At 74.8% G+C, this 24,445-nt stretch carries 25 protein-coding genes; 15 read left to right on the plus strand and 10 right to left on the minus strand.

The genetic code is table 11. The features are described 5' to 3' along the window. The first annotated feature begins 15 nt into the window (after positions 1-15). From Ae717Ps2_RS11790 to Ae717Ps2_RS11825, 8 genes are read left to right on the plus strand one after another with little or no spacing between them, the layout of a single operon-like run. The gene (locus tag Ae717Ps2_RS11790) at positions 16-1,296 is read left to right on the plus strand and encodes an aconitase X catalytic domain-containing protein (RefSeq protein WP_075306598.1); all 1,281 of its coding nucleotides are present in this window, start codon (positions 16-18) and stop codon (positions 1,294-1,296) included. Then, a complete protein-coding gene (locus Ae717Ps2_RS11795) occupies positions 1,293-1,745 on the plus strand; it encodes an aconitase X swivel domain-containing protein (protein WP_020626400.1) in 453 nt (150 codons plus the stop codon). The genes Ae717Ps2_RS11790 and Ae717Ps2_RS11795 overlap by 4 nt, the downstream gene beginning before the upstream one ends. Continuing rightward, entirely contained in the window at positions 1,742-2,182 is a 441-nt protein-coding gene (locus Ae717Ps2_RS11800; RefSeq protein ID WP_075306597.1) for a Rieske (2Fe-2S) protein, read from the plus strand. Before Ae717Ps2_RS11795 ends, Ae717Ps2_RS11800 begins: the two co-directional genes overlap by 4 nt. Beyond that, positions 2,179-3,309: an amidohydrolase family protein gene (locus Ae717Ps2_RS11805; RefSeq protein WP_075333374.1), complete on the plus strand. Its 1,131-nt coding sequence runs from the start codon at positions 2,179-2,181 to the stop codon at positions 3,307-3,309. The genes Ae717Ps2_RS11800 and Ae717Ps2_RS11805 overlap by 4 nt, the downstream gene beginning before the upstream one ends. Then, a complete protein-coding gene (locus Ae717Ps2_RS11810; protein ID WP_075333375.1) occupies positions 3,306-4,469 on the plus strand; it encodes an amidohydrolase family protein in 1,164 nt (387 codons plus the stop codon). Before Ae717Ps2_RS11805 ends, Ae717Ps2_RS11810 begins: the two co-directional genes overlap by 4 nt. Continuing rightward, a complete protein-coding gene (locus Ae717Ps2_RS11815; RefSeq protein ID WP_075306594.1) occupies positions 4,466-5,497 on the plus strand; it encodes an ABC transporter substrate-binding protein in 1,032 nt (343 codons plus the stop codon). The genes Ae717Ps2_RS11810 and Ae717Ps2_RS11815 overlap by 4 nt, the downstream gene beginning before the upstream one ends. A 47-nt stretch (positions 5,498-5,544) precedes the next feature. Continuing rightward, entirely contained in the window at positions 5,545-6,411 is an 867-nt protein-coding gene (locus tag Ae717Ps2_RS11820; RefSeq protein ID WP_075306593.1) for an ABC transporter ATP-binding protein, read from the plus strand. A gap of 4 nt (positions 6,412-6,415) precedes the next feature. Beyond that, positions 6,416-7,270: an ABC transporter permease gene (locus Ae717Ps2_RS11825; RefSeq protein ID WP_083695883.1), complete on the plus strand. Its 855-nt coding sequence runs from the start codon at positions 6,416-6,418 to the stop codon at positions 7,268-7,270. Positions 7,271-7,346: 76 nt separating this feature from the next. Here the strand turns inward: Ae717Ps2_RS11825 and Ae717Ps2_RS11830 are convergent, their stop codons facing one another. The 4 genes from Ae717Ps2_RS11830 to Ae717Ps2_RS11845 all read right to left on the minus strand — a co-directional run bounded on the left by Ae717Ps2_RS11830 (position 7,347) and on the right by Ae717Ps2_RS11845 (position 11,939). Further along, positions 7,347-8,189 (minus strand): alpha/beta fold hydrolase, encoded by an 843-nt coding sequence (locus Ae717Ps2_RS11830; protein ID WP_075306592.1) that lies wholly within the window; start codon positions 8,187-8,189, stop codon positions 7,347-7,349. Positions 8,190-8,220: 31 nt separating this feature from the next. Next, positions 8,221-8,838: a TetR/AcrR family transcriptional regulator gene (locus Ae717Ps2_RS11835; RefSeq protein WP_075333376.1), complete on the minus strand. Its 618-nt coding sequence runs from the start codon at positions 8,836-8,838 to the stop codon at positions 8,221-8,223. Next, positions 8,831-10,828, minus strand: a complete 1,998-nt coding sequence (locus Ae717Ps2_RS11840) for an MFS transporter (RefSeq protein WP_233147528.1) — start codon at positions 10,826-10,828, stop codon at positions 8,831-8,833. The genes Ae717Ps2_RS11835 and Ae717Ps2_RS11840 overlap by 8 nt, the downstream gene beginning before the upstream one ends. Before the next feature lie 163 nt (positions 10,829-10,991). After that, positions 10,992-11,939: an acyl-CoA desaturase gene (locus Ae717Ps2_RS11845; RefSeq protein WP_043281069.1), complete on the minus strand. Its 948-nt coding sequence runs from the start codon at positions 11,937-11,939 to the stop codon at positions 10,992-10,994. A gap of 135 nt (positions 11,940-12,074) precedes the next feature. On the opposite strand from Ae717Ps2_RS11845, the gene Ae717Ps2_RS11850 reads away from it, so the two are divergent. The 4 genes from Ae717Ps2_RS11850 to Ae717Ps2_RS11865 all read left to right on the plus strand — a co-directional run bounded on the left by Ae717Ps2_RS11850 (position 12,075) and on the right by Ae717Ps2_RS11865 (position 14,436). After that, positions 12,075-12,614 carry an oxaloacetate decarboxylase gene (locus Ae717Ps2_RS11850; protein ID WP_233147529.1) on the plus strand — a complete coding sequence of 180 codons (540 nt, stop codon included), beginning with the start codon at positions 12,075-12,077 and terminating at the stop codon, positions 12,612-12,614. Between the two features lie 278 nt (positions 12,615-12,892). After that, positions 12,893-13,093 (plus strand): hypothetical protein, encoded by a 201-nt coding sequence (locus Ae717Ps2_RS11855; RefSeq protein ID WP_075306589.1) that lies wholly within the window; start codon positions 12,893-12,895, stop codon positions 13,091-13,093. Beyond that, positions 13,090-13,608: a hypothetical protein gene (locus tag Ae717Ps2_RS11860; RefSeq protein WP_075306588.1), complete on the plus strand. Its 519-nt coding sequence runs from the start codon at positions 13,090-13,092 to the stop codon at positions 13,606-13,608. Before Ae717Ps2_RS11855 ends, Ae717Ps2_RS11860 begins: the two co-directional genes overlap by 4 nt. Positions 13,609-13,950: 342 nt before the next feature. Then, on the plus strand, positions 13,951-14,436 hold the full coding sequence (locus Ae717Ps2_RS11865) for an STAS domain-containing protein (protein ID WP_075306587.1): 486 nt from the start codon (positions 13,951-13,953) through the stop codon (positions 14,434-14,436). A gap of 31 nt (positions 14,437-14,467) precedes the next feature. Here the strand turns inward: Ae717Ps2_RS11865 and alc are convergent, their stop codons facing one another. From alc to Ae717Ps2_RS11895, 6 genes are read right to left on the minus strand one after another with little or no spacing between them, the layout of a single operon-like run. Beyond that, positions 14,468-15,460, minus strand: coding sequence for an allantoicase (gene alc / locus Ae717Ps2_RS11870; RefSeq protein ID WP_075306586.1), 993 nt, complete (start codon positions 15,458-15,460; stop codon positions 14,468-14,470). Continuing rightward, on the minus strand, positions 15,457-16,623 hold the full coding sequence (locus Ae717Ps2_RS11875) for a glycerate kinase (protein WP_075333377.1): 1,167 nt from the start codon (positions 16,621-16,623) through the stop codon (positions 15,457-15,459). Before Ae717Ps2_RS11875 ends, alc begins: the two co-directional genes overlap by 4 nt. Further along, complete coding sequence (gene gcl, locus Ae717Ps2_RS11880) at positions 16,620-18,410, minus strand: glyoxylate carboligase (RefSeq protein ID WP_075306584.1); 1,791 nt, start codon at positions 18,408-18,410, stop codon at positions 16,620-16,622. Before gcl ends, Ae717Ps2_RS11875 begins: the two co-directional genes overlap by 4 nt. After that, positions 18,407-19,303: an NAD(P)-dependent oxidoreductase gene (locus Ae717Ps2_RS11885; RefSeq protein ID WP_075333378.1), complete on the minus strand. Its 897-nt coding sequence runs from the start codon at positions 19,301-19,303 to the stop codon at positions 18,407-18,409. The genes gcl and Ae717Ps2_RS11885 overlap by 4 nt, the downstream gene beginning before the upstream one ends. Then, on the minus strand, positions 19,300-20,088 hold the full coding sequence (locus tag Ae717Ps2_RS11890; RefSeq protein ID WP_075306582.1) for a hydroxypyruvate isomerase family protein: 789 nt from the start codon (positions 20,086-20,088) through the stop codon (positions 19,300-19,302). Before Ae717Ps2_RS11890 ends, Ae717Ps2_RS11885 begins: the two co-directional genes overlap by 4 nt. Positions 20,089-20,125: 37 nt before the next feature. Continuing rightward, on the minus strand, positions 20,126-20,518 hold the full coding sequence (locus tag Ae717Ps2_RS11895) for an amidase (protein WP_020623886.1): 393 nt from the start codon (positions 20,516-20,518) through the stop codon (positions 20,126-20,128). A 225-nt stretch (positions 20,519-20,743) separates the two neighbouring features. Here Ae717Ps2_RS11895 and Ae717Ps2_RS11900 point away from each other — a divergent pair, with 225 nt between their 5' ends. From Ae717Ps2_RS11900 to allB, 3 genes are read left to right on the plus strand one after another with little or no spacing between them, the layout of a single operon-like run. Next, a complete protein-coding gene (locus Ae717Ps2_RS11900; RefSeq protein WP_075311840.1) occupies positions 20,744-22,282 on the plus strand; it encodes an NCS1 family nucleobase:cation symporter-1 in 1,539 nt (512 codons plus the stop codon). Further along, on the plus strand, positions 22,282-23,016 hold the full coding sequence (locus Ae717Ps2_RS11905; protein WP_075306580.1) for an aspartate/glutamate racemase family protein: 735 nt from the start codon (positions 22,282-22,284) through the stop codon (positions 23,014-23,016). Before Ae717Ps2_RS11900 ends, Ae717Ps2_RS11905 begins: the two co-directional genes overlap by 1 nt. Further along, the gene (gene allB / locus Ae717Ps2_RS11910) at positions 23,013-24,440 is read left to right on the plus strand and encodes an allantoinase AllB (protein WP_233147530.1); all 1,428 of its coding nucleotides are present in this window, start codon (positions 23,013-23,015) and stop codon (positions 24,438-24,440) included. The genes Ae717Ps2_RS11905 and allB overlap by 4 nt, the downstream gene beginning before the upstream one ends. Positions 24,441-24,445: the final 5 nt, after the last annotated feature.

The following is a 24,445-nucleotide window of genomic DNA, read 5'->3' on the forward strand; positions in this document are numbered from 1 at the left end:
GCCCGGAGGCGCTCCGTGATACTCACCGACGACGACCGCAGGATGCTCGACGGGGCCGAGGGTCCCGCCGTCGCCGCCGCGATGGACCTGCTCACCCGCTACGCCGAGGCGCTGGACGCGGAGCGGCTCTGCTCGGTCCGCAACGTGGCCGGGACCGCCACCCAGCCCTCGCCGCTCAAGGCCCGGCTGGTCGCCGAGGGCGGCTGGGACCGCGCCTTCTCCGTCATCAACCTCGACAGCGACACCACGCACGAGATCCCGCCGATGGCGGTGCCCACCTGCCAGCTCCAGCAGGGCTTCGGCGCCGACGCGGCCGCCGTCGCGCCCTACCCCGCGGAGTTCGTGGAGCTGCAGGCCGACGCCGAGACCTTCTACGGCCGTCGCGGCGTCTCCATCCTCGCCACCTGCACGCCGTACCAGGTCGGCAACCTCCCGGTCCGCGGCGAGCACTGCGCCTGGATGGAGTCCTCCGCGGTCGTCTACGCCAACTCCGTGCTCGGCGCCCGCACCAACTGCGAGGGCACCGCGTCCACCGGCGCGGCGAGCCTCACCGGACGCGTCCCGTGCTGGGGCAATCACCACGACACCCACCGCCGCGGCACCCACCTGGTCCGGGTCGACACCCCGGTCGGCGGGTTCCTCGACTGGGGGCTGCTCGGCTACTTCACCGGCGAGGTCGTGCAGGAGGCCCGCCCGGTCGTCACCGGCGACCTCGCCCTGCCCGACCTCACCGACCTCAAGCACTTCGGCGCCGCGGCCGCCTCCTCCGGCGGGGTCGAGATGTACCACGTCCCCGGGGTCACCCCGGAGGCCCCGACCGTCGAGGCCGCCTTCGGCGGCAGCGTCCCGGTCGACGCCGTCGTCTACGGCGCCGCCGAGCGGGCCGCCACCTACGCCCGGCTCAACGACCAGGGCACCAGCGCGTCCGTCGACTTCGTCCTGCTCGGCTGCCCGCACGCCTCGCTCGACCAGATCCGTGACGTCGCCCGGCTCCTCGACGGCCGCCGCCTGCACCACGGCACCTCGCTGTGGATCATGGCGCCGCGGGCGCTGGCCGCGGTCGCCGAGCGCAGCGGCTACACCGCCGTCATCGAGGCGGCCGGCGGACGTGTGCTCACCGACTCGTGCCCGGCCATGTCCCGCCTCGCCCCGCCGGGCACGCGGGTGTTCGCCACCGACTCCGCCAAGCAGGCCCACTACCTGCCCGCGATCCTCGGGATCGAGGCGTGGTTCGGCACCACCGAGGACTGCGTGCACGCCGCGGTCACCGGTCGCTGGTCGGGTGAGCTGCGATGACCGCGACCGTCGGCACCGTCCTGCGCGGCCGGACCGTGGTCCCCGGTGTGGTCACCGGAGAGGCGTTGGTCTCGCCGGAGACGATCTCGGGGTGGGGCGGCATCGACCCGGCCAGCGGGACGATCGTCGAGGCCCGGCACCCGCTGCAGGGTGTCTGCTTCACCGGGCGGATCCTGGTCTTCCCCGGCGCCAAGGGCTCCTCGGGCTGGTCGGCGTTCTTCCAGAGCACCCGGCTGCTCGGCACCGCCCCACTCGGGATGATCTTCACGGTCACCACGACGAAAGCCGCGCTCGGCGCCGTCGTCACCCGCGTCCCCGCACTGGCCGACCTCGACGTCGACCCGGTGCGGGTCCTGCGCACCGGTGACCGCATCCGGCTCGACGCCACCGCGGGCACCGTCGAGCTCCTCGCGCGGGCGGACGGGCACCGGGCGGGGGAGGGGACATGAGGCTCGCCGTGCTCCCCGCCGACGAGCTCGCCCCCGGGGAGCACCGCGTGGTGCGGGTGGGCACCCGCTCGATCGGCGTCTTCCGGGTCGGCGACGACTACTACGCCCTCGCCGACCACTGCCCGCACCAGGGCGGCCCGCTGTGCCGCGGCTCCGTCGCCGGGGCCCCGGTGGCGACCGGCCCGGCCGACGTGCGGCTCGACGACGACCACGTGCTCGTCGCCTGCCCCTGGCACGGCTGGGAGTACGACGTGCGCACCGGCCGCTCCTACCAGCCCGGCGACGCCCCCGCCCGCAGCCTCCCGGCGTCGGTCGAGCCGGGCCCGCCGGGGATGACACCCGGCCCGTACACCGCCGAGACCTTCGAGGTCACCGTCGAGGACCGCTGGGTGGTCGTCGACACCGGCCGTCGCCCCGCCACCGAGGAGACGTCATGACCACCACCGACTCCGCCACGGCCACCACCCGGGCCCCGGCCCGGCGCCGCGCCCGGACCCCGATCGTCGACGCCGACATCCACCCGGTCGTCACCGCCGACCGGCTCGCGGCCGCGCTGCCCGAGCCCTGGCGGCGCCGCCTGCACCGGTTCGGGCTGCGCGGCGCGCCGCCGCCCGCGGTCTACCCCCGGGTCCGGCACGGCGGCATGCGCCGCGACGCCCACCCCGACGCGGCCGGCGGCCCCGCCCGGCCGCCCGGCAGCGACCTCGATCTGATGCGCAGCCAGCTGCTCGACCCCTACGACGTCGTCGCCGGGGTGCTGATCCCGATGCAGGGGCACACCGCGGGCGCCGAGGAGCCCGCGTTCGCCGCGGCGCTGTGCCGGGCGTTCAACGACGTGCTCGTCACCGACTGGCTCGACCCCGAGCCGCGGCTGCGGGCCAGCATCTGCATCCCGCACGAGTCGCCGGCCGAGGCCGTCGCCGAGATCGAGCGCCGCGCCGACGACCCGCGGTTCGTGCAGGTCCTGTTCCCCAGCGGCACGTTCCTGCCCTGGTCGGACCCCAAGTACCGGCCGATCTACGCCGCGGCCGCCGCGCACGGCCTGCCGGTCGCGATCCACCTCGGCGGCACCGAGGGCCACCGCGGCGACGGCTGGCCGTCGTTCTACCTGGAGCAGCACGCCTGGTACGGCAACGCGGTCGCGGTCGCGCTGACCGGGCTGGTCGCCGGCGGAGTCCTCGACGCGGTGCCGGACCTGCAGTTCGTGCTCGTCGAGGGCGGGGTGTCCTGGCTGCCGTCGCTGCTCTGGGGCCTCGACGACGCCTGGGAGCTGTGCCGCGACGACGTGCCGTGGCTGACCCGTCCCCCGTCGGAGATCGTGCGCGAGCGGGTGTGGTTCACCACCCAGCCGATCGACGAGCCGCCGGTGCCCGCGCACCTGGCGACGACCTGGGAGCAGACCGGGATGACCGACCGGATCCTGTTCTCCTCCGACTACCCGCACTGGGACTTCGACGACCCGATCACCGCGCTGCGGGTGCTGCCCGCGGCGCTGCGCCGGCCGTTGGCGGCCGCCAACGCCGCCCGCCTCTACGGCCTTACCCTGCCCGGGAGCGAGGAATGAGCGCCGAGCCGGCCGAGGAGTTCTTCGACGCCGACACCCACGTCGCACCGGCCTCGTTCGCCGACCTCTCGCCGCTGCTGAGCCCCTACTGGCGCGACTACGCCCTGGGGGCCGCGCTGCGCGTGGACCCCGTCCAGGCCGGTGCCTACCCGCCCGCGATGGTCGAGGGCCCCGCCCCGCACGACGTGGCGACCCTGCGCGCCGCCGTCCTCGACCCACCGGTCCCCGGTGGCGGACGGGTCACCACGGCGGTCCTGACCTGCACCACCGCGTTCGACGTCAGTCGCAACCACGCGTTCGAGGCCGCCCTGTGCCGGGCGGTGAACATCTGGGTCGCGCAGCGGTTCCTCGACCACGAGCCCCGCGCCCGCGGGTCGGTCGCCGTGCCGCTCGGTGACCCGGCGGCGGCCGTCGCCGAGATCGAGCACTGGGCGGACGACCCGCGCTTCGTGCAGGTGCTGCTCCCGGTGCGCGGCCACGACCTGCGCTGGGGTCACCCGGTGTTCCGGCCGGTCCTCGCCGCGGCCGCCGCGGCCGGGCTGGTCGTCACCCTGCACGCCTGGGGCCGGGTCGGCAGCGCCCCGACCACGACCGGGTTCACCCACACCTACCTGCAGGACTACCTGTCCCACGGGCAGGTCGCGCAGTCCCAGCTGGTGTCGCTGGTCGCCGAGGGCGCCCTCGGGGCGCTGCCCGGACTGCGGGTGACCGTCGCCGAGTGCGGGTCGTCCTGGCTGCCGCCGCTGCTGTGGCGGCTGGACAAGGAGTGGCGCGGCATCCGCCGCGAGGTGCCGTGGGTGGACCGGATGCCGTCGCAGTACGTCCGCGAGCAGGTCCGGTTCACCACCGCGCCGGTCCATCTGCCACGCGACCCCGGCGAGCTGCGCGACGCCCTGGACGTCCTCGGCGCCGCCGAGATCCTGCTCCACGCCGGTGACCACCCGCACCGCCACGGCGACGGGGCGGCCCGGCTGCTCGCCGCCCTCGACCCGGCCGCCCGGGTCGCGGTCCGCCACGGCAACGCCACCGCGTGGTACCGCGGCAGTGACACCGCGTGGTACCGCGGCGCCGATACCGCGTGGTACCGCGGCCCGGACACCGCCGCCACACCGTCGCCGTCCTTCGCGTCGACCCACCACGTACCGGAGGTCCCCCGATGACCCGCACGACGACCCGGCTCGCCGCGGTCCTGCTCGCCGCCTGCCTCGTCCTCGCCGGATGCGGGTCGGGCGGCGGCGGCGAGGACGGCCGCGACCGGATCACCTTCCTCAACATCCTGCCGATGGAGTCGCTCGGCTACGCCGCCGAGATGGTCGCCGACACCAAGGGCTTCTTCGCCGCCCACGGTCTCGACGTGACCTTCGAGGCCACGCAGGGCTCCGCGCCGGCCATCCAGACCCTGCTCGCCGGGTCCGCGGAGATCTCCCGGATCGGCGACATCGAGACGATGGTCGCCGCGGGGGAGCGCGGCGCACCGCTGGTCGCGATCGGCGGGGTGGTGCACGACGGTCCGCTGCGGCTCGTCTCCTCGCAGCGCGCGCCGGTCACCGACGCCGCACAGCTGCGCGGCAAGCTGGTGGGGACACCGTCGGAGGGCGGCACCAGCTCCATCACCCTGGACCTGGTCGCCGGTTCGGCCGGGATCGCCCCCGACGAGCTGCGTCGCCAGGTCGTCGGGCTCAGCCCGGGCGTGTTCGACCTGGTGGACACCGGCCGCGTCGACGCGTTCATCGTCTCGCTCGACACCGCGATGCTGCTGCAGGCGACCCGGCCCGAGGCCGTGGTCTACGACCCCAACGACGCGATCTCCGCCGGGTCGCAGATCTACGCCACCTCGAAGGCCACCGCGGCCGACCCGGCCGAGCAGGACAAGCTGCGCCGCTACCTGGCCGCGATCGCCGACGCCACCGCCTTCATCGCCGCCGACGAGGCAGCTGGCTTCACCGAGACGATGCAGCTCATCGGCTCGAAGTACCAGGTCTCGACGCTGGACCGGCCCGAGGTCGCCCGCGCCGCGCTCGCCGCCTACGTCGACGGCTACGCGGCGGGCCGGGGCCCGACCGGTATCGAACCGCAGCGCTGGCAGGCCACCTACGACGAGGTCTCCTCGGTCGGTCAGGTCCCCGCCGGCCAGGACCCGGCGCAGTGGCTCGACGCCGGTCTCAACGGCGCCCAGGGCGCCCCATGAGCACCCCGACGACACGACGGTCCCCGGCGACGGAGCAGGAGACGGACATGACCCAGCAGACGGCGACCCAGCAGCAGACGGCGGCCCGGCGGACGACCACCCGGTCCGCGACGCCTGCGGCCCCGACCGGTGGCGCGGTCGGCCTGCGGGTGTCGGGTGTGGACAAGGTCTATCCGACCCGTCGGGGGGAGGTGCACGCGCTGTCGGGGATCGACCTGGACGTCGCCCGCGGCGAGTTCGTCTCGCTGGTCGGGCGCTCGGGCTGCGGCAAGACGACGTTGCTGCGGATCCTGTCCGGTCTGCTCGCCCCGTCCGCGGGGCTGGTCGAGGCCGGTGGCCGGCCCGCCTGGGCCGCCGGCCGTCGCGACGACGCGGTCTTCGCCGAGTTCGGGCTGGTGTTCCAGGAGGCGAACCTGTTCCCGTGGTTCACGATCACCGACAACGTCGCGCTGCCGCTCAAGCTGCGTGGGGTGCCGCGCGCCGAGCGGCGGGCCCGGGCCGCGGAGCTGTGCGCCACCGTCGGCCTCGGCGGGTTCGAGGACTCCTACCCGCGCGAGCTGTCCGGCGGGATGCGCCAGCGGGCGGCGATCGCCCGCGCGCTGGCCTGTGATCCGTCGGTACTGCTGATGGACGAGCCGTTCGGTGCGCTGGACGCCCTGACCCGCGACCGGATGAACCTGGAGCTGCAGCAGATCCACGCCGTCTCCGGCGCCACCGTCGTGTTCGTGACCCACTCGATCCCCGAAGCCGTGTTCCTGGCCGACCGCGTCGTGCTGCTGACCCCGCGCCCGGGACGGATCCGGTCGGTCACCGCGATCGACCTGCCCCGCCCGCGGTCCGCGGCGACCGAGACGACACCGGAGTTCGGCGCGCTGGTCGCCGGGCTGCGCACCGAGCTGGACCGGGAGGACTGAACCGATGACCACGACCGAACGTCCCGCCGCGGCGACCGAACCCACCACCCCCGTGACCGACCCGGGCGGCCCGGAGAAGGAGTCGCCGTGGTTGCGGCGCCTGCCGTGGATCTCCGGACCGGTGCTCCTGCTGCTGCTCGTGGGGGTCTGGCAGTTCACCGTCTCGGTGGTCGGGGTCTCGGAGTTCATCCTGCCGGCGCCGGCCGCCGTCGTCGGGGCGCTGAGGGAGCTGCTGGCCGACCCGGAGATCTGGGGCCACATCGGCGTGACGCTGCTGGAGGTCCTCGTCGGGTTCGGCGCCGCGCTCGTCGCGGGCGTCTGCGTCGGCGCGGTGCTCGGGCGCATCGAGTGGCTGCGCCGCGCGGTGCAGCCCGCCCTGGTCGCGCTGCAGGTCGTGCCCAAGGTGGCGTTCGTGCCGATCTTCGTGATCTGGTTCGGCTTCGGCCCCACCTCGAAGATCATCATGGCCGGGCTGCTCGCGTTCTTCCCGATCATGCTCAACGTGATGCTGGGGGTGCGCTCGGTCGAGCGCGGGCACCGCGACGTCATGACCGGGCTGGGCGCCTCGCGCTGGGCGACGTTCCGGAACCTGGAGCTGCCCGCGACCCTGCCGTACGTGTTCGCCGGCGCCGAGGTCGCGATCGTGTTCTCGGTGATCGGCGCGATCGTCGGTGAGTACCTCGGCGGCAGCGCCGGGCTCGGCTACCTCGTGGTGTCGAGCCTCAACGCCCTCGACGCGCCACGGCTGTTCGCGGTGATCGTGCTGCTCGCGGTGCTGGGGTCGCTGCTCTACATGATGGTGACGACCGCGAAGCGCCTGGTCATCCCGTGGCACGAGTCGGTGAACACCGGGGTCTGACCGGCCGCGGCGGCACGGCGACCCGAGCACGGCGGCCTTCAGCACGGCCACCTACAGCACGGCGGCGCCGCCGGGGTCACGCCCCGGCGGCGTCGCGGGCCCAGTCGGTCAGCACCGGCACGACGACGGCGAGTGCCTGCGGCTCGCGTGCCCACCCGATGTGCGGGCGCGCCCCGGGGACGTCGAGGTGGTGGCGGCTCCGGGTCGCCGCGCCGAACATGGTCAGCAGCGCGTCGACCGAGGCGGGCGGGGCGAACCCGTCGCGTTCGAACCCGATCCCGAGGACCGGCAGGTGCACCGCGGCGATCGACGGCGTGTGGTCGACCCTCGGCGTGCCGAACTCGAGCCGCCCGGTGCGGGCCCACCGGCCCCAGTCGCACATCTGCCCGCGGGCCTCCCGCCCGGCGAAGCCGATCCGGTCGCCGGGGAAGTGCCCGATCAGCGTCGACGCGGCCACGACGGCCTGGGTGCGCAGCAGGTGCGCGAGCCCCCAGACCCGCCAGTCGACGCTGCCCGACGCGACCAGGGCGACACCGTCGATGCGGTCGGGGTGCCGTGCGGCATGGGCGGCGGCGAGGTGCCCGCCGAGGCTGTGCCCGACGACGAACACCGGCGCGCCCGGCCGCGCGGTGCGCACCTCCTCGACGGCGGCGGCGAGGTCACCGACGAGGTCCTCGTAGCCGAAGTCGTTGCGGCGTCCCGGCGGGGGAGCAGGGCGGGCCTGGTGCCCGCGCAGCTCGGTGACCGCGGCGGCGACACCGGCGTCGGTCAGCGCGGTCATCAGCGGGGCGTAGAACGACGCCCGCAGCCCCATCGCGGGCACGACCAGCAGCACGGGCGCACCGGGGTCGAGCACCGGGTGCAGGGTCAGCTCCAGCGGGGCCGGGGCCGGACGGTCCAGGACGATGGTGACGGGCACGCCGGTGATCCTCTCCCGGCCGCCCGCGGGGTCAGGCCGGGACCCCCGCCAGCGCGCGCAGGCCGGCGTCGAACACGGCCATGACCTCGTCCACCAGCTGGGGCAGCGTCGGCGAGCGCGGGTCCACGCCGTGGTCGCCCAGCCAGTGCTGCACCGCGACGCGCAGCCCGGTCACCGCGGCGGCCGCGGCCAGGGTCGGGTAGAGGTCGCGGGCCGGGTCGGACCCGGTCCGGGTGACGACGGCCTCGGCCAGCGCCCGCTCCTGGGCGGCGAACACGGCCAGCTGGTGCGCGCCGATCGTCGGGTGCCCCCGCAGCGCCTGCACCCGGTCGAGGTAGCCGGGGTCGGTGACCACGGCGCGCAGTGCGTGCCGCAGCGACTCGGTGACCGGCTCGTCGTCGGGGCGGGCGGTGAACGCGGTCAGCAGGGTGTCCGCCGCCGACTCGTTGGCCGCCACGACCGCCTCCTCCTTGGAGGTGAAGTAGTTGAAGAAGGTGCGGGGCGCGACGTCGGCGGCGTCGGCGATCTGCTCGACGGTCACCGCGTCCAGCCCGCGGGCGCTGCACAGCCGCAGCGCGGCACCGGCGAGCGCGGCGCGGGTGGCGGCCTTCTTGCGCTCGCGACGCCCGGGGGCGGCCTGCTCAGCCACGGTCGGCTCCGGTCCGCTCGCGCTCGGGCGCCTCGATGACCGAGACGAGCTCGTGGCGGCCCGGTTGCCCGCCGGTCCGTGCCGTGCCGTCGGCCGTGCCGTCGGTGGGGCCGTCGACGGGTGTGCCGGTCGGCAGGTCGACGTCGAGGCGGAGCCCGTCCGAACCGACGGTGACCCGGCGCGCGGCGGGGCGGCCCTCCCAGCGGTACACGGTGGACACGATCCCGGTGGCGACGCAGATGCGGTAGTGCCCGTCGGCGTCGGCGCGGGTCCGGCCGAGCTCGTCGCCGGTGGGGTCGAGGACGGTCAGCACGGCACCGCCCGCCGGGGCTCCGTCGGCCCGCACGAACCCGTGCAGCACCGGACCGGACGGACCCGACGGACCGGTCGGCGGGACCGGGGTGACGGTGGCCCCGGCGGCGGGGTCGGCCGGCTTCTCGATGTCGAGGGTGTCGCGCAGCGGCACCTCGCGCAGGGCCAGGATCGCCAGCAGTGCCAGTGCGGCGAGCGGCGCCGCCACCAGGAAGATCATCGAGGTGGCGTGCCCGTAGGCCTCCATGACGATCGAGCGCACCGGCTCGGGCAGGTCGCCCAGGTGCGGAACCTGGCCGCCGCCGACCGCCGCCCCGCCGTCGACGCCGGCCTCGGCCAGCCCGGCCGCGGTCCGGGAGCCGACCACGGAGGCGAGCAGCGCGCCCAGCCCGGCGACACCGGCCGAACCGCCCAGCGAGCGGAAGAAGGTCACCGTGGAGCTCGCGGCGCCCATGTTCCGCAGCGCGACGGTGTTCTGCACGGCGAGCACGAGGTTCTGCTGGGTGCTGCCGACGCCGATGCCGACCAGCGCCATCGCGACCGCGACCAGCCAGTACGGCGCGGTCGAGGAGATCACCGCGGCGCCGAGCGACAGGCCCGCGGTCAGCGAGACCGCACCGCCGACGAGGTAGCGCTTCCAGACACCGGTGCGGCTGATGAGCTGGCCCGCGATGTTCGACGCGCCGAACATGCCGACGATCATCGGCAGCGTGAGCAGCCCGGCCTCGGTGGCCGTGGCACCCCGGGCGAGCTGGAAGTACTGCGACAGGAAGATCGTGGAGCCGAACATCGCGACGCCGACGAACAGGCTCGCGACGGTGGCGAGCACGACGGTGCGGTCGCGGAACAGGAACGGCGGCACGACCGGGTCCTTCGCCCGTCGCTCGACGACGATCGCGGCCACCAGCAGCACCAGGCCGGCGCCGATCAGGCCGAACGAGGTGGGCGAGGCCCACGCGAACTGCTTGCCGGCCAACGAGGTCCACAGCAGCAGCGCCGACACCGCGGCGGCGATGAGGGTGGCACCCAGGTAGTCGATGCTGACGCGCTCGCCGTCGGCACGGACGGGGGTGGGCACGTTCAGGGTGCGCTGCAGCACGAGCAGCGAGAGCGCGGCCAGCGGGACGCCGACGAAGAAGCACCAGCGCCAGCCCAGCGGCGAGTCGACGATGATGCCGCCGAGCAGCGGCCCGCCGACGACGGCGATCGACATGATCCCGGAGAGGTAGCCCATGTAGCGGCCGCGCTCGCGCGGGGTGATGATCGCCGCGATCACGACCTGGGTCAGGGCCTGCAGACCGCCCATGCCGAGGCCCTGCAGGACCCGGAAGCCGATGAGCTGTCCGGTGGAGACCGCCAGCCCGCAGAGCAGCGAGCCGACCAGGAAGATCCCGATCGCGGCCTGGACCAGCAGCTTCTTGGAGTAGAGGTCGGCGAGCTTGCCCCAGATCGGGGTCGAGGCCGTCATCGCCAGCAGTGACGCCGAGACCACCCACGTGTACTCGGCCTGCGTCCCGCCGAGGTCGCCCAGGATCCGGGGCAGCGCGTTCGACACGATCGTGCTGGACAGCACGCCGACGAACAGCGCCATCAGGAGGCCGGTCAGGGGGAGCAGTACGTCGCGGCGGTGGGCCGCGGCCTCCTCGGGGGTGCGCGCGGGGCGGGTAGTTGACGTCACGCAACGATTCTGACGCAAAGATGCAGACTGTGCAAGTTTGCCGATCGTGCGTCGGCGCACACTCTGCACCGATGCGGCCCGGCCGGCCCGAGCCGCCCGTGCCGCCGCGTGAGCTCCGCGCCGGGAGCCCGCGCGCCGGGGGCGGACCCGGGCGGCGACGGGCTCAGGCGGTGGCGGGCTCGTCCGGCCGGACGGCCAGCTTGGCCAGGCGCTTCTCGGTCGGCCAGCGGACGTTCCACGCCCAGCCCAGCTTCTCGAACAGCCGGATCGTGCCGGCCGAGATGTCGATCTCGCCGCGGCCGACACCGTGCCGGGCCGAGGTGGGATCGGCGTGGTGCAGGTTGTGCCAGGACTCGCCCATGCTGGGGATGGCGAGCAGCCAGACGTTGGTGGAACGGTCCCGTGCCTTGTACGGCCGCTCGCCGACGAGGTGGCAGATCGAGTTGGTCGACCACGCGACGTGGTGCGAGACCGCGACCCGGACCAGCCCGGCCCAGAAGAACGCGGTGAACGCTCCCCACCAGGACCAGGTCACCAGGCCGCCGACGACGCCGGGCCCGAACACGGACAGGATCGTCAGGACCGTGAAGCCGCGGTGCACCCGGTCGATGTCGGGATCGGCGAGCAGGTCCGGGGCGAAGCGGCGCTGGTCGGTCAGCGACCGGTCGAAGATCCAGCCCATGTGGGCGTGCCAGAAGCCGCGGACCAGTGCGGCGGGGGAGGTGCCGTAGCGCCACGGCGAGTGCGGGTCGCCCTCGGCGTCGGCGTAGGCGTGGTGACGACGGTGGTCGGCCACCCAGTGCCGGACCGGCCCCTGCACGGCGAGGCTGCCGGCGACGGCGAGCGCGATCCGCAGGGGCCGGTTCGCGGTGAACGAGCCGTGGGTGAAGTAGCGGTGGAAACCGACGGTCACCCCCAGCATCGACACGACGTACAGGCCGAGCGCGAGGCCGGCGTCGAGCCAGGTCAGCCCCCAGCCCCAGGCGAGCGGGACGGCGGCGACGAGCGCGACCGCCGGGACGATCGCGAACGCGTAGACGAACAGGTGCGGTACGGGATGGCGGAGCCGGTCGGAGAAGTCCGAGCGCGGCGCGGGCCGGGTGTCGGTCACGCCCACGATGGTTCCGGCTCGCACCAGAACGGACAGTGGGGACAACCCCCCTCACGTAACCTGAGTGAGGACTTCTCAGGTCTGGCCGGGGGGCCGGCGCGGGACACCATCGGAGCTCGACGAAGGGACCTCGCCGTGGCGGACCTCCTCGGCCGACCCGGGAACCGGCGGGCCCGGCTGCGTGCCCTGCTCGACGCCGGCACCCCGGTGCTCGCCCCCGGCGCGTACGACGCGCTGTCCGCGCGGCTGGTCGAGCAGGCCGGGTTCGACGTCGTCTACATGACCGGGTTCGGGACGACGGCCGGGCTGCTCGGCCGCCCCGACGTCGGGCTGCTCGGAGGCGCGGAGATGGCCGCGCACGCGGGCAGGCTGGCCGACGCCGTCGACCTCCCGCTGATCGCCGACGCGGACACCGGCTACGGCAACCCGCTCAACGTCATCCGGACCGTCCGCGACTACGAACGGGCCGGGGTCGCCGCGCTGCACCTGGAGGACCAGGTCATGCCCAAGCGGTGCGGGCCGAGGGCGGCCGCACCCCGCCGCTGTCGCGCGACCGGCTCGCCGAGCTCGGATTCGCCCTGGTCCTGTTCCCGGTGGGCACCCTGCTCGCGGCGACGGCCGGGATGCGGGAGCTGCTCGAGCGGCTGCGTGCCGAGGGCACACCGGTGTCGCTGATCGACCGGCTCGGCGGTCTCGACGCGTTCGCCGAGCTCGCCGGGCTCGGGGAGGTCCGCGAGCTCGAGCAGCGCTACCGCGCCGACGGCGGCTGACCGGTTCCCCGGCCGCCGCCCGCCGCACACATTCCGCCGCGGAGAGGTTGGCACTACACGGTCACGAGTGGCGGGGCGATATGTCGTCCACCACACTTGGTGCAGATGACCTTGCCGACCTGCGGACGTCGACCGGAACGGGGCGCGCCGGCAGGGTCCCGGAATCGCCCCAGGCGGTGGATCGTGCAGCAGAACACTCCCCGGCTCCGCATCTGCGAACGATGCTGGTCGTCGGTCGCGGACGGCTCGGTCTGTCGGATCTTCCGGCACTCCGACCCCACCGCGCCGCTGGAGAAGCCCGCCTTCTCCTACCGTCACCTCGACGGTGACCCGGCGTGCAGCGGGGCGCAGCAGCCCGAGCTGGAGACGAGGTGGGTCGCATGAGCGCGCTCCCCGTGCCGGGACGCACGCTGCGCCCGGTCCCCGCGCCGGTCGCGCGCGCCCGGACCGTGCCGCCCGGCCGGCCCGCACCGCATGTCCGAACCGCGCCGCCCGCCCGGACCGTGCTCCCGCCGGCCGACCCGCTTCCGGTGTCGTCGGCCGACCTGGAACGGCTGCGCGAGAACCTCCGACGCGTGCTGGCCGGTCTGCGCTGGCCCGCCCATCGCTGGCAGATCCTCGCCGAGGCCGAGGCGTGGGGGGTGAGCGGCCTGGTCCGCGAGCAGCTCGTCCCGCTGCCGGACGGGCGGTACCCGTCGTTCGAGGCCGTGGTCGAGCTGCTCACGGCCGCGGCGCACGACCGGCTGCGCCCGGCGCCGGTCCGGCCCGCGGTCGGCGCCGACCGGCTGCACCCCCTGGAGTCGGCCAGGGAGTCGGCCCTGGGGTCGGCCGGTGTCCCGCGACACCTGCGGCGCGCCGTGGGCGGGCCCGCACCCGGCACCGGGCACCGCCCGGCCTGAGTCCCGACGGGCGGTGCGATCGCCCCGCCCGTGCGGCCCGTGTCGGCCGGGGTCGGCGGTCCCGAATCCGCCGGCCCCGGCCGGGGCGACCACCCGTCCGCTCCCCAGCGACGGGTGGTGGGTCCTCGGGCTGCGTGGCCCGCGACGGGGCTGAGGCTGCCGGTGCCGACCGGCCGGCCACGCGAGGTGATGTATATCACGTGGGGTGGCCCGGTTGGTCCGCTTTCCCCGAACCGGGCGACGGTATCGATCCAGCCGGCGGTGCGCGTGTAGCCCGTGGATCACCGGGAAGGTCGCTGGTGCCGGTCCCACGGTGGGCCCGGCACGAGCGAGGAGGCGGACGTGGCGGGGCAGACGGCGATCGGGCTGGCGGTCGAGACGGCGGGGCCGGGGGTGCGGCTGGTCCGGGTGTCCGGGTGGCTGGACCGTCCGGGCGTGGAGGCACTGGCCCGGATGCTCGACGCCCAGACCCGGTGCGGCCGGATCCCGGGCCATCTCGTCGTCGACCTCGCCGGGGTCAACGCCTTCGACGGGCCCGCCACCGAGCTGCTCGGTGCGGTCGTCGCCCGCTCGCGTGCCGACGGCGTGCGGCTGCACCTGGCCGGGTGCGGCGGCCGGGCGGAGCTGTTGCCGCTGCGTGCCCGCCAGGTCCTGCAGCGGTGCAGCGCCTTCCCCTCCGCCGAGGTCGCCGTCCGGACACTGACCGCGGCCCGCCCCGGCGCCGCTGGCGAGGGCGGGACCGTGCCCGGACCGCGCCGGGCCGGCGACGACCGCACGGGGGACCGCAGGGACCGCACGGACGACCGGCCGGTCTCCTCCGCCACCTGACCGCGACCGGCCCGGGGTCGGGCCGGGGCCCTCAGCCCGCCGCGTCGTGGGCGCGGCGCACGGCGGCCGCGCCGTCGTCGTCGAGCTCGCCCCAGCAACGCAGCCGGGACAGCCCGCCGTCGGGGAACACGTCCAGGCGCAGGTGGGTGGCCGCGGTGGCGCCGGGCAGCAGGAACCGGTGCCGGGTGTCGGGCTGCACCCGCTCGCGGTCCCGCAGCACCGTCCACGACCCGCCGGTGCGCTCGTCGCGGGTGCTGATCGAGACCCAGCCCGGCGCGTTCCCGACGAACCAGGTCGTGTCGACCTCCACGTGCCGCGGCACCCCGCCCGCGGCGAGGGCGAACTCGACCCAGTCGTTGCCGCCGTCGCGGCGCCGGGCGTTCTCCCAGCCCTCGCCCATGTGCCGCGCCTTCCCGGGCAGCAGCAGGTTGCCGGGGGAGGAGTAGAACTCGTCGGAGCAGCCCGTGACGTGCCCGCCGTTCTCCGCCGCGAGCAGGTCCACGGTGCCCTCCAGGAACCGCGGGTCGGGCAGCACCCGGCCGAGCACCCGGAACCGGGCGATCCCGCCGTCGGGGTGCATGATCAGGCGCAGGTGGGTGGCCCGGCGGGTGTCGGTCACCGGGTAGACGTTCGCCGTGTGCCCCGCGCAGGCCGAGCGCGGCACGATCTCGTGCCAGGGCGCCTTCTCCAGCTCGTCGGGCGAGGGGTGGCCGTCGACGGCGGTCGCCTCCACCGCGATCTCCGGCGGGTAGTTGCCCTTGAACCAGGACGTGTCGACGACGACGTGGTCCACCACGCCCGGCGCGCCCAGGCGGACCAGCGCCCAGTCGTGGCCGGGCTCGCGGCGACGGCGGGTCTCCCAGCCGTCGTAGACCTTGCCCTTGAGGCCGAACTCGTCGGGGTCGAAGCGGGGCGGCGCGGCGGTGATGAGGTTCTCGCGCTGGGCGAAGAACTCGTCGTTCGCGGCGACGACGGAGCCGCCGAGCGCGCGGGAGGCCAGGTCGATGAGCGAGGGGTCGGTCACGGTCTGCTCCTGATCATCGGACGGGTGGGGGACGGGTGGTCGGCGGCGATCCGGGCGCCGAGCAGGCGCAGGAGCTCGGCGGCACGGTCGACGGCGTCGTGCTGGTCGCGCGCGGTGTCGGTCAGGGCGTAGGCCCCGGCGAACCCCGCGGTCCGCAGCGCGGCCGCGTCCAGCGTGACCTGCCCGGCGACGGCGACGACCGGGACCCCGGCTGCCCGGGCGGCCGCGGCGACCCCGGCCGGGGCCTTGCCGTGCAGGGTCTGGGTGTCCAGCCTGCCCTCCCCGGTGACGACGAGACCGGCGCCGGCCAGCTCGTCGTCGAAGCCGGTCAGCTCCAGGACGGTACCGACGCCGGGGACGACCCGCGCACCGCAGACCGCGGTCAGCGCGAGCCCGGCGCCCCCTGCGGCACCCGCCCCCGGCGCGGCGGCCAGGGTGGCCGGGTCCCCGCCGGTGGCGGCGTCGAGCACGCGCACCCAGCGGGCCAGCGCGGCGTCGAGCGCAGCGACCCCGCCGGCGTCGGCGCCCTTCTGCGGACCGTAGACGGCCGCGGCGCCGTGCGGGCCGAGCAGCGGGTTGTCGACGTCGGCGGCGAGCCGGACCCGGACGGCCGGGTCCCGCAGCCGCGGGTGCAGCCCGGACAGGTCGAGCCGGTCGGCCCGGGCCAGCGCCGCGCCACCCCGCCCGACCTCGGCGCCGTCGGCGTCGAGCACGCGGGCGCCGAGCCCGCGCAGCAGCCCGGCGCCGCCGTCGGTGGTGGCGCTGCCCCCGAGCCCGACGACGACGTCGGTGCACCCGGCGTCGAGCACCGCGGCCAGCACGGTCCCCAGCCCCTCGGTGCCCGCGCCGCCCGGGTCGCGCACCCCGCCGGGCAGGACCGCGAGCCCGGCCGTCGACGCCAGCTCCACCAGCGCGGACGCCCCGGCCCGGGCCCAGACGGCCGTCAGCGGAGCCCCGGTGGGTCCGGTCGCGACGGTCGCGACCGGCTCCCAGCCGGCGGCCAGTGCCGCGGCGACCGTGCCCTCCCCGCCGTCGGCGACCGGGCAGCGACGCACCGGGCGGCCCGGGTCGGCGTCGGTGATCCCGGCCGCCAGCGCGTCGGCGACGGCGGCGGCGTCCAGCGAGCCCTTGAACTTGTCCGGAGCCAGCAGGATCGCGCTCACCTGAGGTGGGCCAGCGCGGTCGGGGCGTCGGCGGGGGTCTGCGCGAGGTCCTCGAACTCGGTGACGGCGTCGATCTCGGTGCCCATCGCGATGTTCGTGACCCGCTCCAGCACCACCTCGACGACGACCGGCACCTTGTGCTCACGGGCCAGCTGCGACGCCCGGCGCAGGGTCGTGGCGAGCTCGTCGGGGTCGGTGACCCGCAGCCCCACACAGCCCAGACCCTCCGCGACGCGGACGTGGTCGACGCCGTAGCCCTTCGGCAGACCGGTGAGCTCCTCGTCGGCGTGCATGTTGTCGAAGGCCAGCGAGACCTCGAAGTCCATGTCGAACGCGCGCTGTGCCTGCCGGATCAGCCCCAGGTAGGAGTTGTTGACCACGACGTGCACGTAGGGCAGCCCGAACTGGGCGCCGACGGCGAGCTCCTCCAGCATGAACTGGAAGTCGTAGTCGCCCGAGAGCGCGACGACCGGGGTCGACGGGTCGGCGACGACGGCGCCCAGCGCCGCCGGGATGGTCCAGCCCAGCGGTCCGGCCTGGCCGCAGTTGACCCAGTGCCGGGGCCGGTAGACGTGCAGGAACTGACCGGCCGCGATCTGGGACAGCCCGATCGTCGTCACGTAGCGGGTCTCCGGGCCGAACACCCGGTTCATCTCCTGGTAGACCCGCTGCGGCTTGATCGGCACGTGCGGGAAGTCGGTGCGCCGCAGCAGCGTCGCCTTCCGCTCGCGGCAGGACTCGGCCCAGGCGCTGCGGTCCGGCAGGGTCCCCGCGTCGCGACGGCGGCGGGCCTCGGTCAGGAGGGCGCGCAGCGCGGCCCCGGCGTCGGAGACCACGCCGTAGTCGGGGGCGAAGACCCGCCCGATCTGCGTCGGCTCGATGTCGACGTGCACGAACCGGCGCCCGCGCCGGTAGGTGTCGAGCCCGCCGGTGTGCCGGTTGGCCCACCGGTTCCCGATCCCGACGACGACGTCGGAGTCCAGGAACGTGGCGTTGCCGTAGCGGTGCGCGGTCTGCAGGCCGACCATCCCGGCGGCGAGCGGGTGGTCGTCGGGGATCGTGCCCCAGCCCATCAGGGTCGGGACCACCGGCACGCCGAGGATCTCGGCCAGCTCGACGAGCTCGGCCGAGGCGTCGGCGTTGACGATCCCGCCGCCCGCGACGATCAGCGGCCGCTCGCCCTCGGCGAGCAGATCCAGCACCCGCGACGCCTGCGGGCCGGTCATCGCCGGACGGTGCACCGGCAACGGGGCGTAGGTGTCGGGGTCGAAGTCGATGACGGTCTGCTGCACGTCGATCGGCAGGTCGATCAGCACCGGCCCCGGCCGGCCGGACCGCATGAGGTGGAATGCCTGCGCGAACGCGCCCGGCACCTGCGCGGCCTCGCGCACGGTCATCGCCATCTTGGTGACCGGTGCGGCGATGGCCGCGATGTCGACGGCCTGGAAGTCCTCCTTGTGCAGCCGCGCGACCGGCGCCTGTCCGGTGATCGCCAGGATCGGGATCGAGTCCGCCGACGCCGAGTACAGCCCGGTGACCATGTCGGTGCCCGCCGGGCCGGACGTGCCGATGCAGACGCCGATGTTGCCCGGACCGGACCGGGTGAAGCCCTCGGCCATGTGCGAGGCGCCCTCGACGTGGCGGGCCAGGACGTGGCCGATCGTGCCGCGGGCGCGCATCGCCGCGTAGAAGGGGTTGATCGCCGCGCCCGGGACGCCGAACGCCTGCGTGGCGCCCTCGGCCTCCAGGATGCGGACGGCGGCCTCGGCCGCGGTCATCCGGGTCATGACAGGTCCCCGTTCAGGCGGCGGACGGTGCGGTGCAGGGCGGAGTGGTCGAGCCCGCCGTCGCCGGCGGCACGGGTCGCGGCGACGAGCTGGGCGACGAGCGCGGCCACCGGGGCGACCACACCGGCCTCCCGGGCGGAGTCGGCGACGATGCCCATGTCCTTGTGGTGCAGGTCGATCCGGAAGCCGGGGGCGTAGTCCCCGGCGAGCATCGTCGGCGCCTTCTGGTCGAGGACCTTCGACCCGGCGAGGCCCCCGCCGAGCACCTCGACGGCCGCGTCGAGGTCGGCGCCGTGCGCCTGCAGGAACACCAGGGCCTCGGCGAGCAGGGCGATGTTCCCGGCGACGATCAGCTGGTTGGCGGCCTTGACCGTCTGCCCGGCCCCGGACGGGCCGACGTGCACGACGGTCTTCCCGAGGACGTCGAGCAGCGGTCGGGCCGCGGCCACGTCCGCCCCGTCGCCGCCGACCATGACCGACAGTGCGGCGTTCTCGGCGCCCGCCTGGCCGCCGGAGACCGGGGCGTCGAGCATCCGCAGGCCGCGCTCGGCGGCACGGGCGGCCAGGTCCCGGGCGACGTCGGGCCGGATCGTCGAGAAGTCGACGACCAGGGTGCCGGGCTCGGCGGTGTCGAACACCCCGCCGTCGCGGGTGCAGACGTCGACGACGTCGGGGGAGTCGGGCAGCATCAGCGCCACGACCTCGGCCTTGGCCACCGCGTCGGCGACCGTCGCCGCGGCGCGGCCGCCGTCCGCGGCGAGCGCCTCGGCCTTGCCCGGGCTGCGGTTGTGGCCGACGACGTCGTGCCCGGCGCGCACGAGGTGGCGGGCCATCGGGCCACCCATGATGCCGAGCCCGATGAACGCGACGGTGCGGGTGTCGGTGCTGCTCATGCGGACGCTCCCTGTCCGACCAGCCAGCCGAACGGGTCGGCGGTGACGGGCTTGTACTCGAGGCCGACCGGCCCGTCGTAGCCGGCGGCGACGACCCGGGCGAGCAGGTCGGTGATCGGCAGGTCCCCGGTGCCGGGCTCGCCGCGGCCGGGGGAGTCGGCGATCTGGACGTGGCCGATCCGGTCGGCGTGTCGGTCGATCGCGGCCGCGGGGTCGTCGCCGTTCACGGCCAGGTGGTAGACGTCGAGCAGCAGCCGCAGGTGCGGCGACCCGACCCGGTCGAGCACGGCGACGGCGTCGTCGGCGGTCCGCAGCGGGTAGGCGTCGACGCCGCTGACCGGCTCGAGCAGCGCGACCGCGCCGATCCGGGCGGCCGCGTCGGCGGCGAGCGCGAGGTTGCCCCGCGCCGTCTCGTCCTGGACGCGCGGGTCCAGGTCGTCGCGACGGTTGCCGTAGAGGGCGTTGAAGCCCAGCGTGCCGAGCCGCTCGCCGATGCCGACGGCGACGGCGACGTTGTCGGCGAACTCCCCCGTGCGGGCGGGGTCGGACAGGATGCCGCGCTCCCCGGCGGGCATGTCGCCCGCGGAGAAGTTGAGCCCGGTGAGGGTGACGCCGGCGTCGGCGACGGCGGTGACGAAGGCGTCGACCTCGCGGTCGCCGGGCACGGAGGCGGCGAAGGGCCACCAGAACTCGACGGCGTCGAAGCCGGCCGCCGCGGCGGCCGCGGGACGCTGCAGCAGCGGCAGGTCACCGAGGACGATGGAGCAGTTGACGGTGTAGCGCACGAAGGGGCCTCCTCGTTGAGGACGGGCGGTGCGGTTCTCAGGCGGGCTCGGGCAGTCCCTTGTAGGCACGCCAGCCGCCGTGGGTGGTGATGTCGGTGAGCTCGTCGCGCTGGCGCTCCAGCACGCCGGGGCGCAGCCCGACGGCGAGGACGTCGCGTCCGTCGTCGAGCTCGATCACGGTGAGCTCGAGCTCCGGCGGCTCGTCGGGCAGGAAGTCGGTGCGGATCGCCCGGAGCGGGACGTCGTAGATCTCCCCGGCCAGCGGTACGCCGCCGGCGGGGTCCTCCAGCAGGGCCGGGAACTCGTCGCGCACCGAGTACATGCGGTAGTGCGGAGCGGTCCGGACCTGGCCGAGGAACGGGTGGGCGGACACGTTGTGGTGGAGCCGGCCGCCGCGCATCGCGTCACCGGAACAGAAGAGGGCAGTCACCGGAGCCTCCGATCCTTCCGCAATGCGGAATAGTGATTCCGTTGTGCGGCATGAATCGGACCACGGCATCCGGGGGGTGTCAAGCATCGCTGTCGTCGGTGACCCCTTGACGCTTGCGTGACAGGCGCCATAGCGTGATTCCGCACCGCAAGAGATCCGTTTCACATCGCGGAAACCAGCGCGTCACATCCGACGCGCCACGACGTGGGAACCGAGGTGGCCCCGATGACGGGACCCGGAACGAGCGACCGGTCCGCAGCAGCCCCGACCGACGACCAGGTGACCGCCGTGCCCGTCGCGCCGGGCGGCGCGGACGCACCGAGCCCACGGCTCTACAACCGCGACCTCGCGCCGACCACCGTCGAGGGGCGGTCGTGGAAGGCCTACAACATCTTCACCCTGTGGGCCGTCGACGTGCACAGCCTGGGCAACTACGGCTTCGCCCTCGGCCTGTTCGCCCTCGGTCTCGGCGCCTGGCAGATCCTGGTCTCGCTCGGCATCGGTGCGCTGGTGCTGTTCGTGCTGCTCACCGTCGCCGGGTACATGGGCTACCGGACCGGCCTGCCGTTCCCGGTCATGAGCCGGATCTCCTTCGGCGTCCGTGGCGCGCAGCTCCCGGCCCTGGTCCGGGGTGCGGTCGCGATCGCGTGGTTCGGCATCCAGACCTACCTGGCCACCCAGGTGCTCGTCGTGATGGTCCTGGCCGTGGCGCCGTCGGCCGGTGGGCTGGAGCAGGTGTCGTTCCTCGGTCTGTCGGTGCTGGGCTGGATCTGCTTCCTCGTGCTGTGGGTCGTGCAGGTGGCGATCCTGCTGCGCGGCATGGACGGCATCCGCCGCTACGAGGCGGTGGCCGGGCCGATCGTGCTGGTGACCCTCGCCGTGCTCTCCGGATGGGTGCTGTGGCAGACCGGCGGGGAGATCGCCTGGTCGGTGCCCGACCCACTGACCGGCGGCGCGATGTGGGTGCAGATCCTGGCCGGTGCGTCGTTGTGGACGGCGATCTACGGCACCTTCGTCCTCAACTTCTGCGACTTCACCCGCGGCGCGGTGTCCACCGGCGCGGTCCGGCGCGGCAGCTTCTGGGGGATCCTGCCGAACACCCTGTTCTTCGGCGTCGTCGTCGTGGTGCTCGCGGGCGGGCAGCTGCGGATCGGCGGGCAGGTCATCTCCAGCCCGGCCGACGTCGTCAACACCATCCCCAACACCCCGCTGCTGCTGCTCGCCTCGGCGGCGCTGCTGATCCTGACGATCGCGGTCAACCTGATGGCGAACTTCGTGGCCCCCTGCTACGCCCTGTCCAACCTGTTCCCGAAGGTCCTCGACTTCCGCCGGGCCGGGGTCGTCAGCGCGCTGATCGGGCTCGTCATCCTGCCCTGGAACCTCTACGACTCCCCGCTGGTGATCACCTACTTCCTGGGTGTGCTCGGCGCGCTGCTCGGGCCGCTGTTCGGGATCGTGATGGCCGACTACTGGCTGGTGCGGCGCGGCCGGATCGACGTCCCCGCGCTGTACTCCGAGGCGAGCGGGGCGGCCTACCACTACCGGGGCGGGGTCAACCGGCGGGCGGTCGCGGTGTTCGTGCCGTCCGCGCTGGTCGCCGTCGCCGTCGGGTTCGTGCCCGCGCTGGAGCCGGTCGCCCCGTTCAGCTGGTTCCTCGGCGCCGGGCTCGCCGCGCTGCTGACCGTGCTCGTCGCCCCGCGCGGACGGACCTACCGCGCGGTGTCCGGGGAGCCCCTGGCCGTCGCACCCACCGGGGGGCACTAGTGCGCATCGTCGTCGTCAACGTCAACACCACGGCCTCGGTCACCGAGGCCATCGCCGCCTCGGCGCGTTCGGTCGCCGCGCCCGGCACCGAGATCGTCGGGCTCACGCCGCGGTTCGGCGCCGAGTCGGTCGAGGGCAACCTGGAGAGCTACCTGGCCGCGGTCGGGGTCGCCGACGCCGTCGCGCGGTACGCCGCGGCCGGCGAGTCGTTCGACGCGGTGATCCAGGCCGGCTACGGCGAGCACGGCCGGGAGGGTCTGCAGGAGATGCTCGACGTGCCCGTCGTCGACATCACCGAGGCCGCCGCGACCACCGCGATGTACCTCGGCCACCGCTACTCGGTGGTGACCACGCTGGACCGCACCGTGCCGCTGATCTCCGACCGGCTGCTGCTGGCCGGGCTGGAGCGGCGCTGCGCCTCGGTGCGCGCCTCCGGGCTGGCGGTGCTGGAGCTGGAGCAGGACCCGGACCGGGCGGTCGCCGCGATCGTCGAGCAGGCCCGGCTGGCCGTCGAGCACGACCACGCCGAGGTGATCTGCCTGGGCTGCGGCGGCATGGCGGGCCTGGAGGAGAAGGTGCGCGCGGAGACCGGGGTGCCCGTCGTCGACGGGGTGCAGGCCGCGGTGACCGTCGCCGAGTCGCTGGTGCGTCTGCGCCTGAGCACCTCGAAAGCCCGCACCTACGCGGCCCCCCGAACCAAGAAGATCACCGGATTCCCCCTGGAGATGCCATGACCAGCTACGACCTGGTGGTCCGCGGGCAGCGGATCATGACCACGGCGGGCGAGCAGCCCCGCGAGATCGGTGTGACCGGCGGGCGGATCGTCGCCATCGAGCCGCTCGGCAACGGCCTCGACGGTGCCCGGGTGATCGACCTCGTCGAGGACGAGGTGCTGCTCCCCGGCCTCGTCGACACCCACGTCCACGTCAACGAGCCCGGCCGCACGGAGTGGGAGGGTTTCGCCTCGGCGACCCGGGCCGCCGCGGCGGGCGGGGTCACCACGATCGTCGACATGCCGCTCAACTCGATCCCGCCGACCGTCGACGTCGCCGCACTCGAGGTGAAGCGCAAGGTCGCCGAGCACCAGGCGTTCGTCGACGTCGGGTTCTGGGGCGGGGCGGTGCCGGGCAACCTGGGCGACCTGCGCGGCCTGCACGACGAGGGCGTCTTCGGCTTCAAATGCTTCCTGCTGCACTCCGGGGTCGACGAGTTCCCGCCGCTCGACGCGGACGAGATGGAGCGCGACATGGCCGAGCTGGCCACGTTCGACGCCGTCATGATCGTGCACGCCGAGGACTCCCGGGCCATCGAGAAGGCCCCCACCCCGCACGGCGCGAAGTACGACACCTTCCTGCGCTCGCGCCCGCGCGGCGCGGAGAACCTGGCGATCGCCGAGGTCATCGAGCGGGCCCGCTGGACCGGGGCGCGTGCGCACGTCCTGCACGTGTCGTCCTCCGACGCGCTGCCGATGATCGCGACCGCGCGCCGCGACGGCGTCCGGATCACCGCCGAGACCTGCCCGCACTACCTGACGCTGTTCGCCGAGGAGATCCCCGACGGCGCCACCACCCACAAGTGCTGCCCGCCGATCCGCGAGGCGTCCAACCGGGAGCTGCTCTGGGAGGGGCTGCTCGACGGGACGATCGACTGCATCGTGAGCGACCACTCGCCGAGCACCGCCGAGCTGAAGCTGCTCGACTCCGGGGACTTCGGGCTCGCCTGGGGCGGGGTGTCGTCGCTGCAGCTGGGGCTGTCGCTGGTGTGGAGCGAGGCCCGCCGGCGCGGCATCGGGTTGGCGCAGGTCGTGCAGTGGATGGCCTCGAAGCCGGCCGACCTGGTCGGGCTGCGCTCCAAGGGCCGGATCGCGCTGGGGTACGACGCCGACCTCGTCGTCTTCGCACCCGACGCCGCGTACGTGGTGGACCCGGAGCGGCTGCACCACAAGAACAAGGTCAGCGCCTACGCCGGCCGGTCGCTGTCCGGCGTGGTCCGGCGCACCGTCCTGGGCGGCCGCGACGTCGACGTGGCCGGCGAGCCGCACGGGCGGCTGTTGCGCCGTGGCTCGGTGGAGCGGGTGACCGGTGCCCCCGGCGCCCCGGAGACCCCCGGCGCCCCGGAGGCCTCCGAGGTCCCGGCCGCACCGCCCGAGCAGGGCTAGACTTC

It is taken from the genome of Pseudonocardia sp. Ae717_Ps2, assembly GCF_001932475.1.
Taxonomy (GTDB): Bacteria; Actinomycetota; Actinomycetes; order Mycobacteriales; family Pseudonocardiaceae; genus Pseudonocardia.

Coding starts and splice junctions, on each gene's coding strand:
- gcl (WP_075306584.1), bottom strand. CDS start 18,410: ATGACCCGGATGACCGCGGCCGAGGCCGCCGTCCGCATCCTGGAGGCC.
- Ae717Ps2_RS11885 (WP_075333378.1), bottom strand. CDS start 19,303: ATGAGCAGCACCGACACCCGCACCGTCGCGTTCATCGGGCTCGGCATC.
- Ae717Ps2_RS11860 (WP_075306588.1), top strand. CDS start 13,090: ATGAGCGCGCTCCCCGTGCCGGGACGCACGCTGCGCCCGGTCCCCGCG.
- Ae717Ps2_RS11805 (WP_075333374.1), top strand. CDS start 2,179: ATGACCACCACCGACTCCGCCACGGCCACCACCCGGGCCCCGGCCCGG.
- Ae717Ps2_RS11800 (WP_075306597.1), top strand. CDS start 1,742: ATGAGGCTCGCCGTGCTCCCCGCCGACGAGCTCGCCCCCGGGGAGCAC.
- allB (WP_233147530.1), top strand. CDS start 23,013: ATGACCAGCTACGACCTGGTGGTCCGCGGGCAGCGGATCATGACCACG.
- Ae717Ps2_RS11810 (WP_075333375.1), top strand. CDS start 3,306: ATGAGCGCCGAGCCGGCCGAGGAGTTCTTCGACGCCGACACCCACGTC.
- Ae717Ps2_RS11815 (WP_075306594.1), top strand. CDS start 4,466: ATGACCCGCACGACGACCCGGCTCGCCGCGGTCCTGCTCGCCGCCTGC.
- Ae717Ps2_RS11820 (WP_075306593.1), top strand. CDS start 5,545: ATGACCCAGCAGACGGCGACCCAGCAGCAGACGGCGGCCCGGCGGACG.
- Ae717Ps2_RS11900 (WP_075311840.1), top strand. CDS start 20,744: ATGACGGGACCCGGAACGAGCGACCGGTCCGCAGCAGCCCCGACCGAC.
- Ae717Ps2_RS11795 (WP_020626400.1), top strand. CDS start 1,293: ATGACCGCGACCGTCGGCACCGTCCTGCGCGGCCGGACCGTGGTCCCC.
- Ae717Ps2_RS11825 (WP_083695883.1), top strand. CDS start 6,416: ATGACCACGACCGAACGTCCCGCCGCGGCGACCGAACCCACCACCCCC.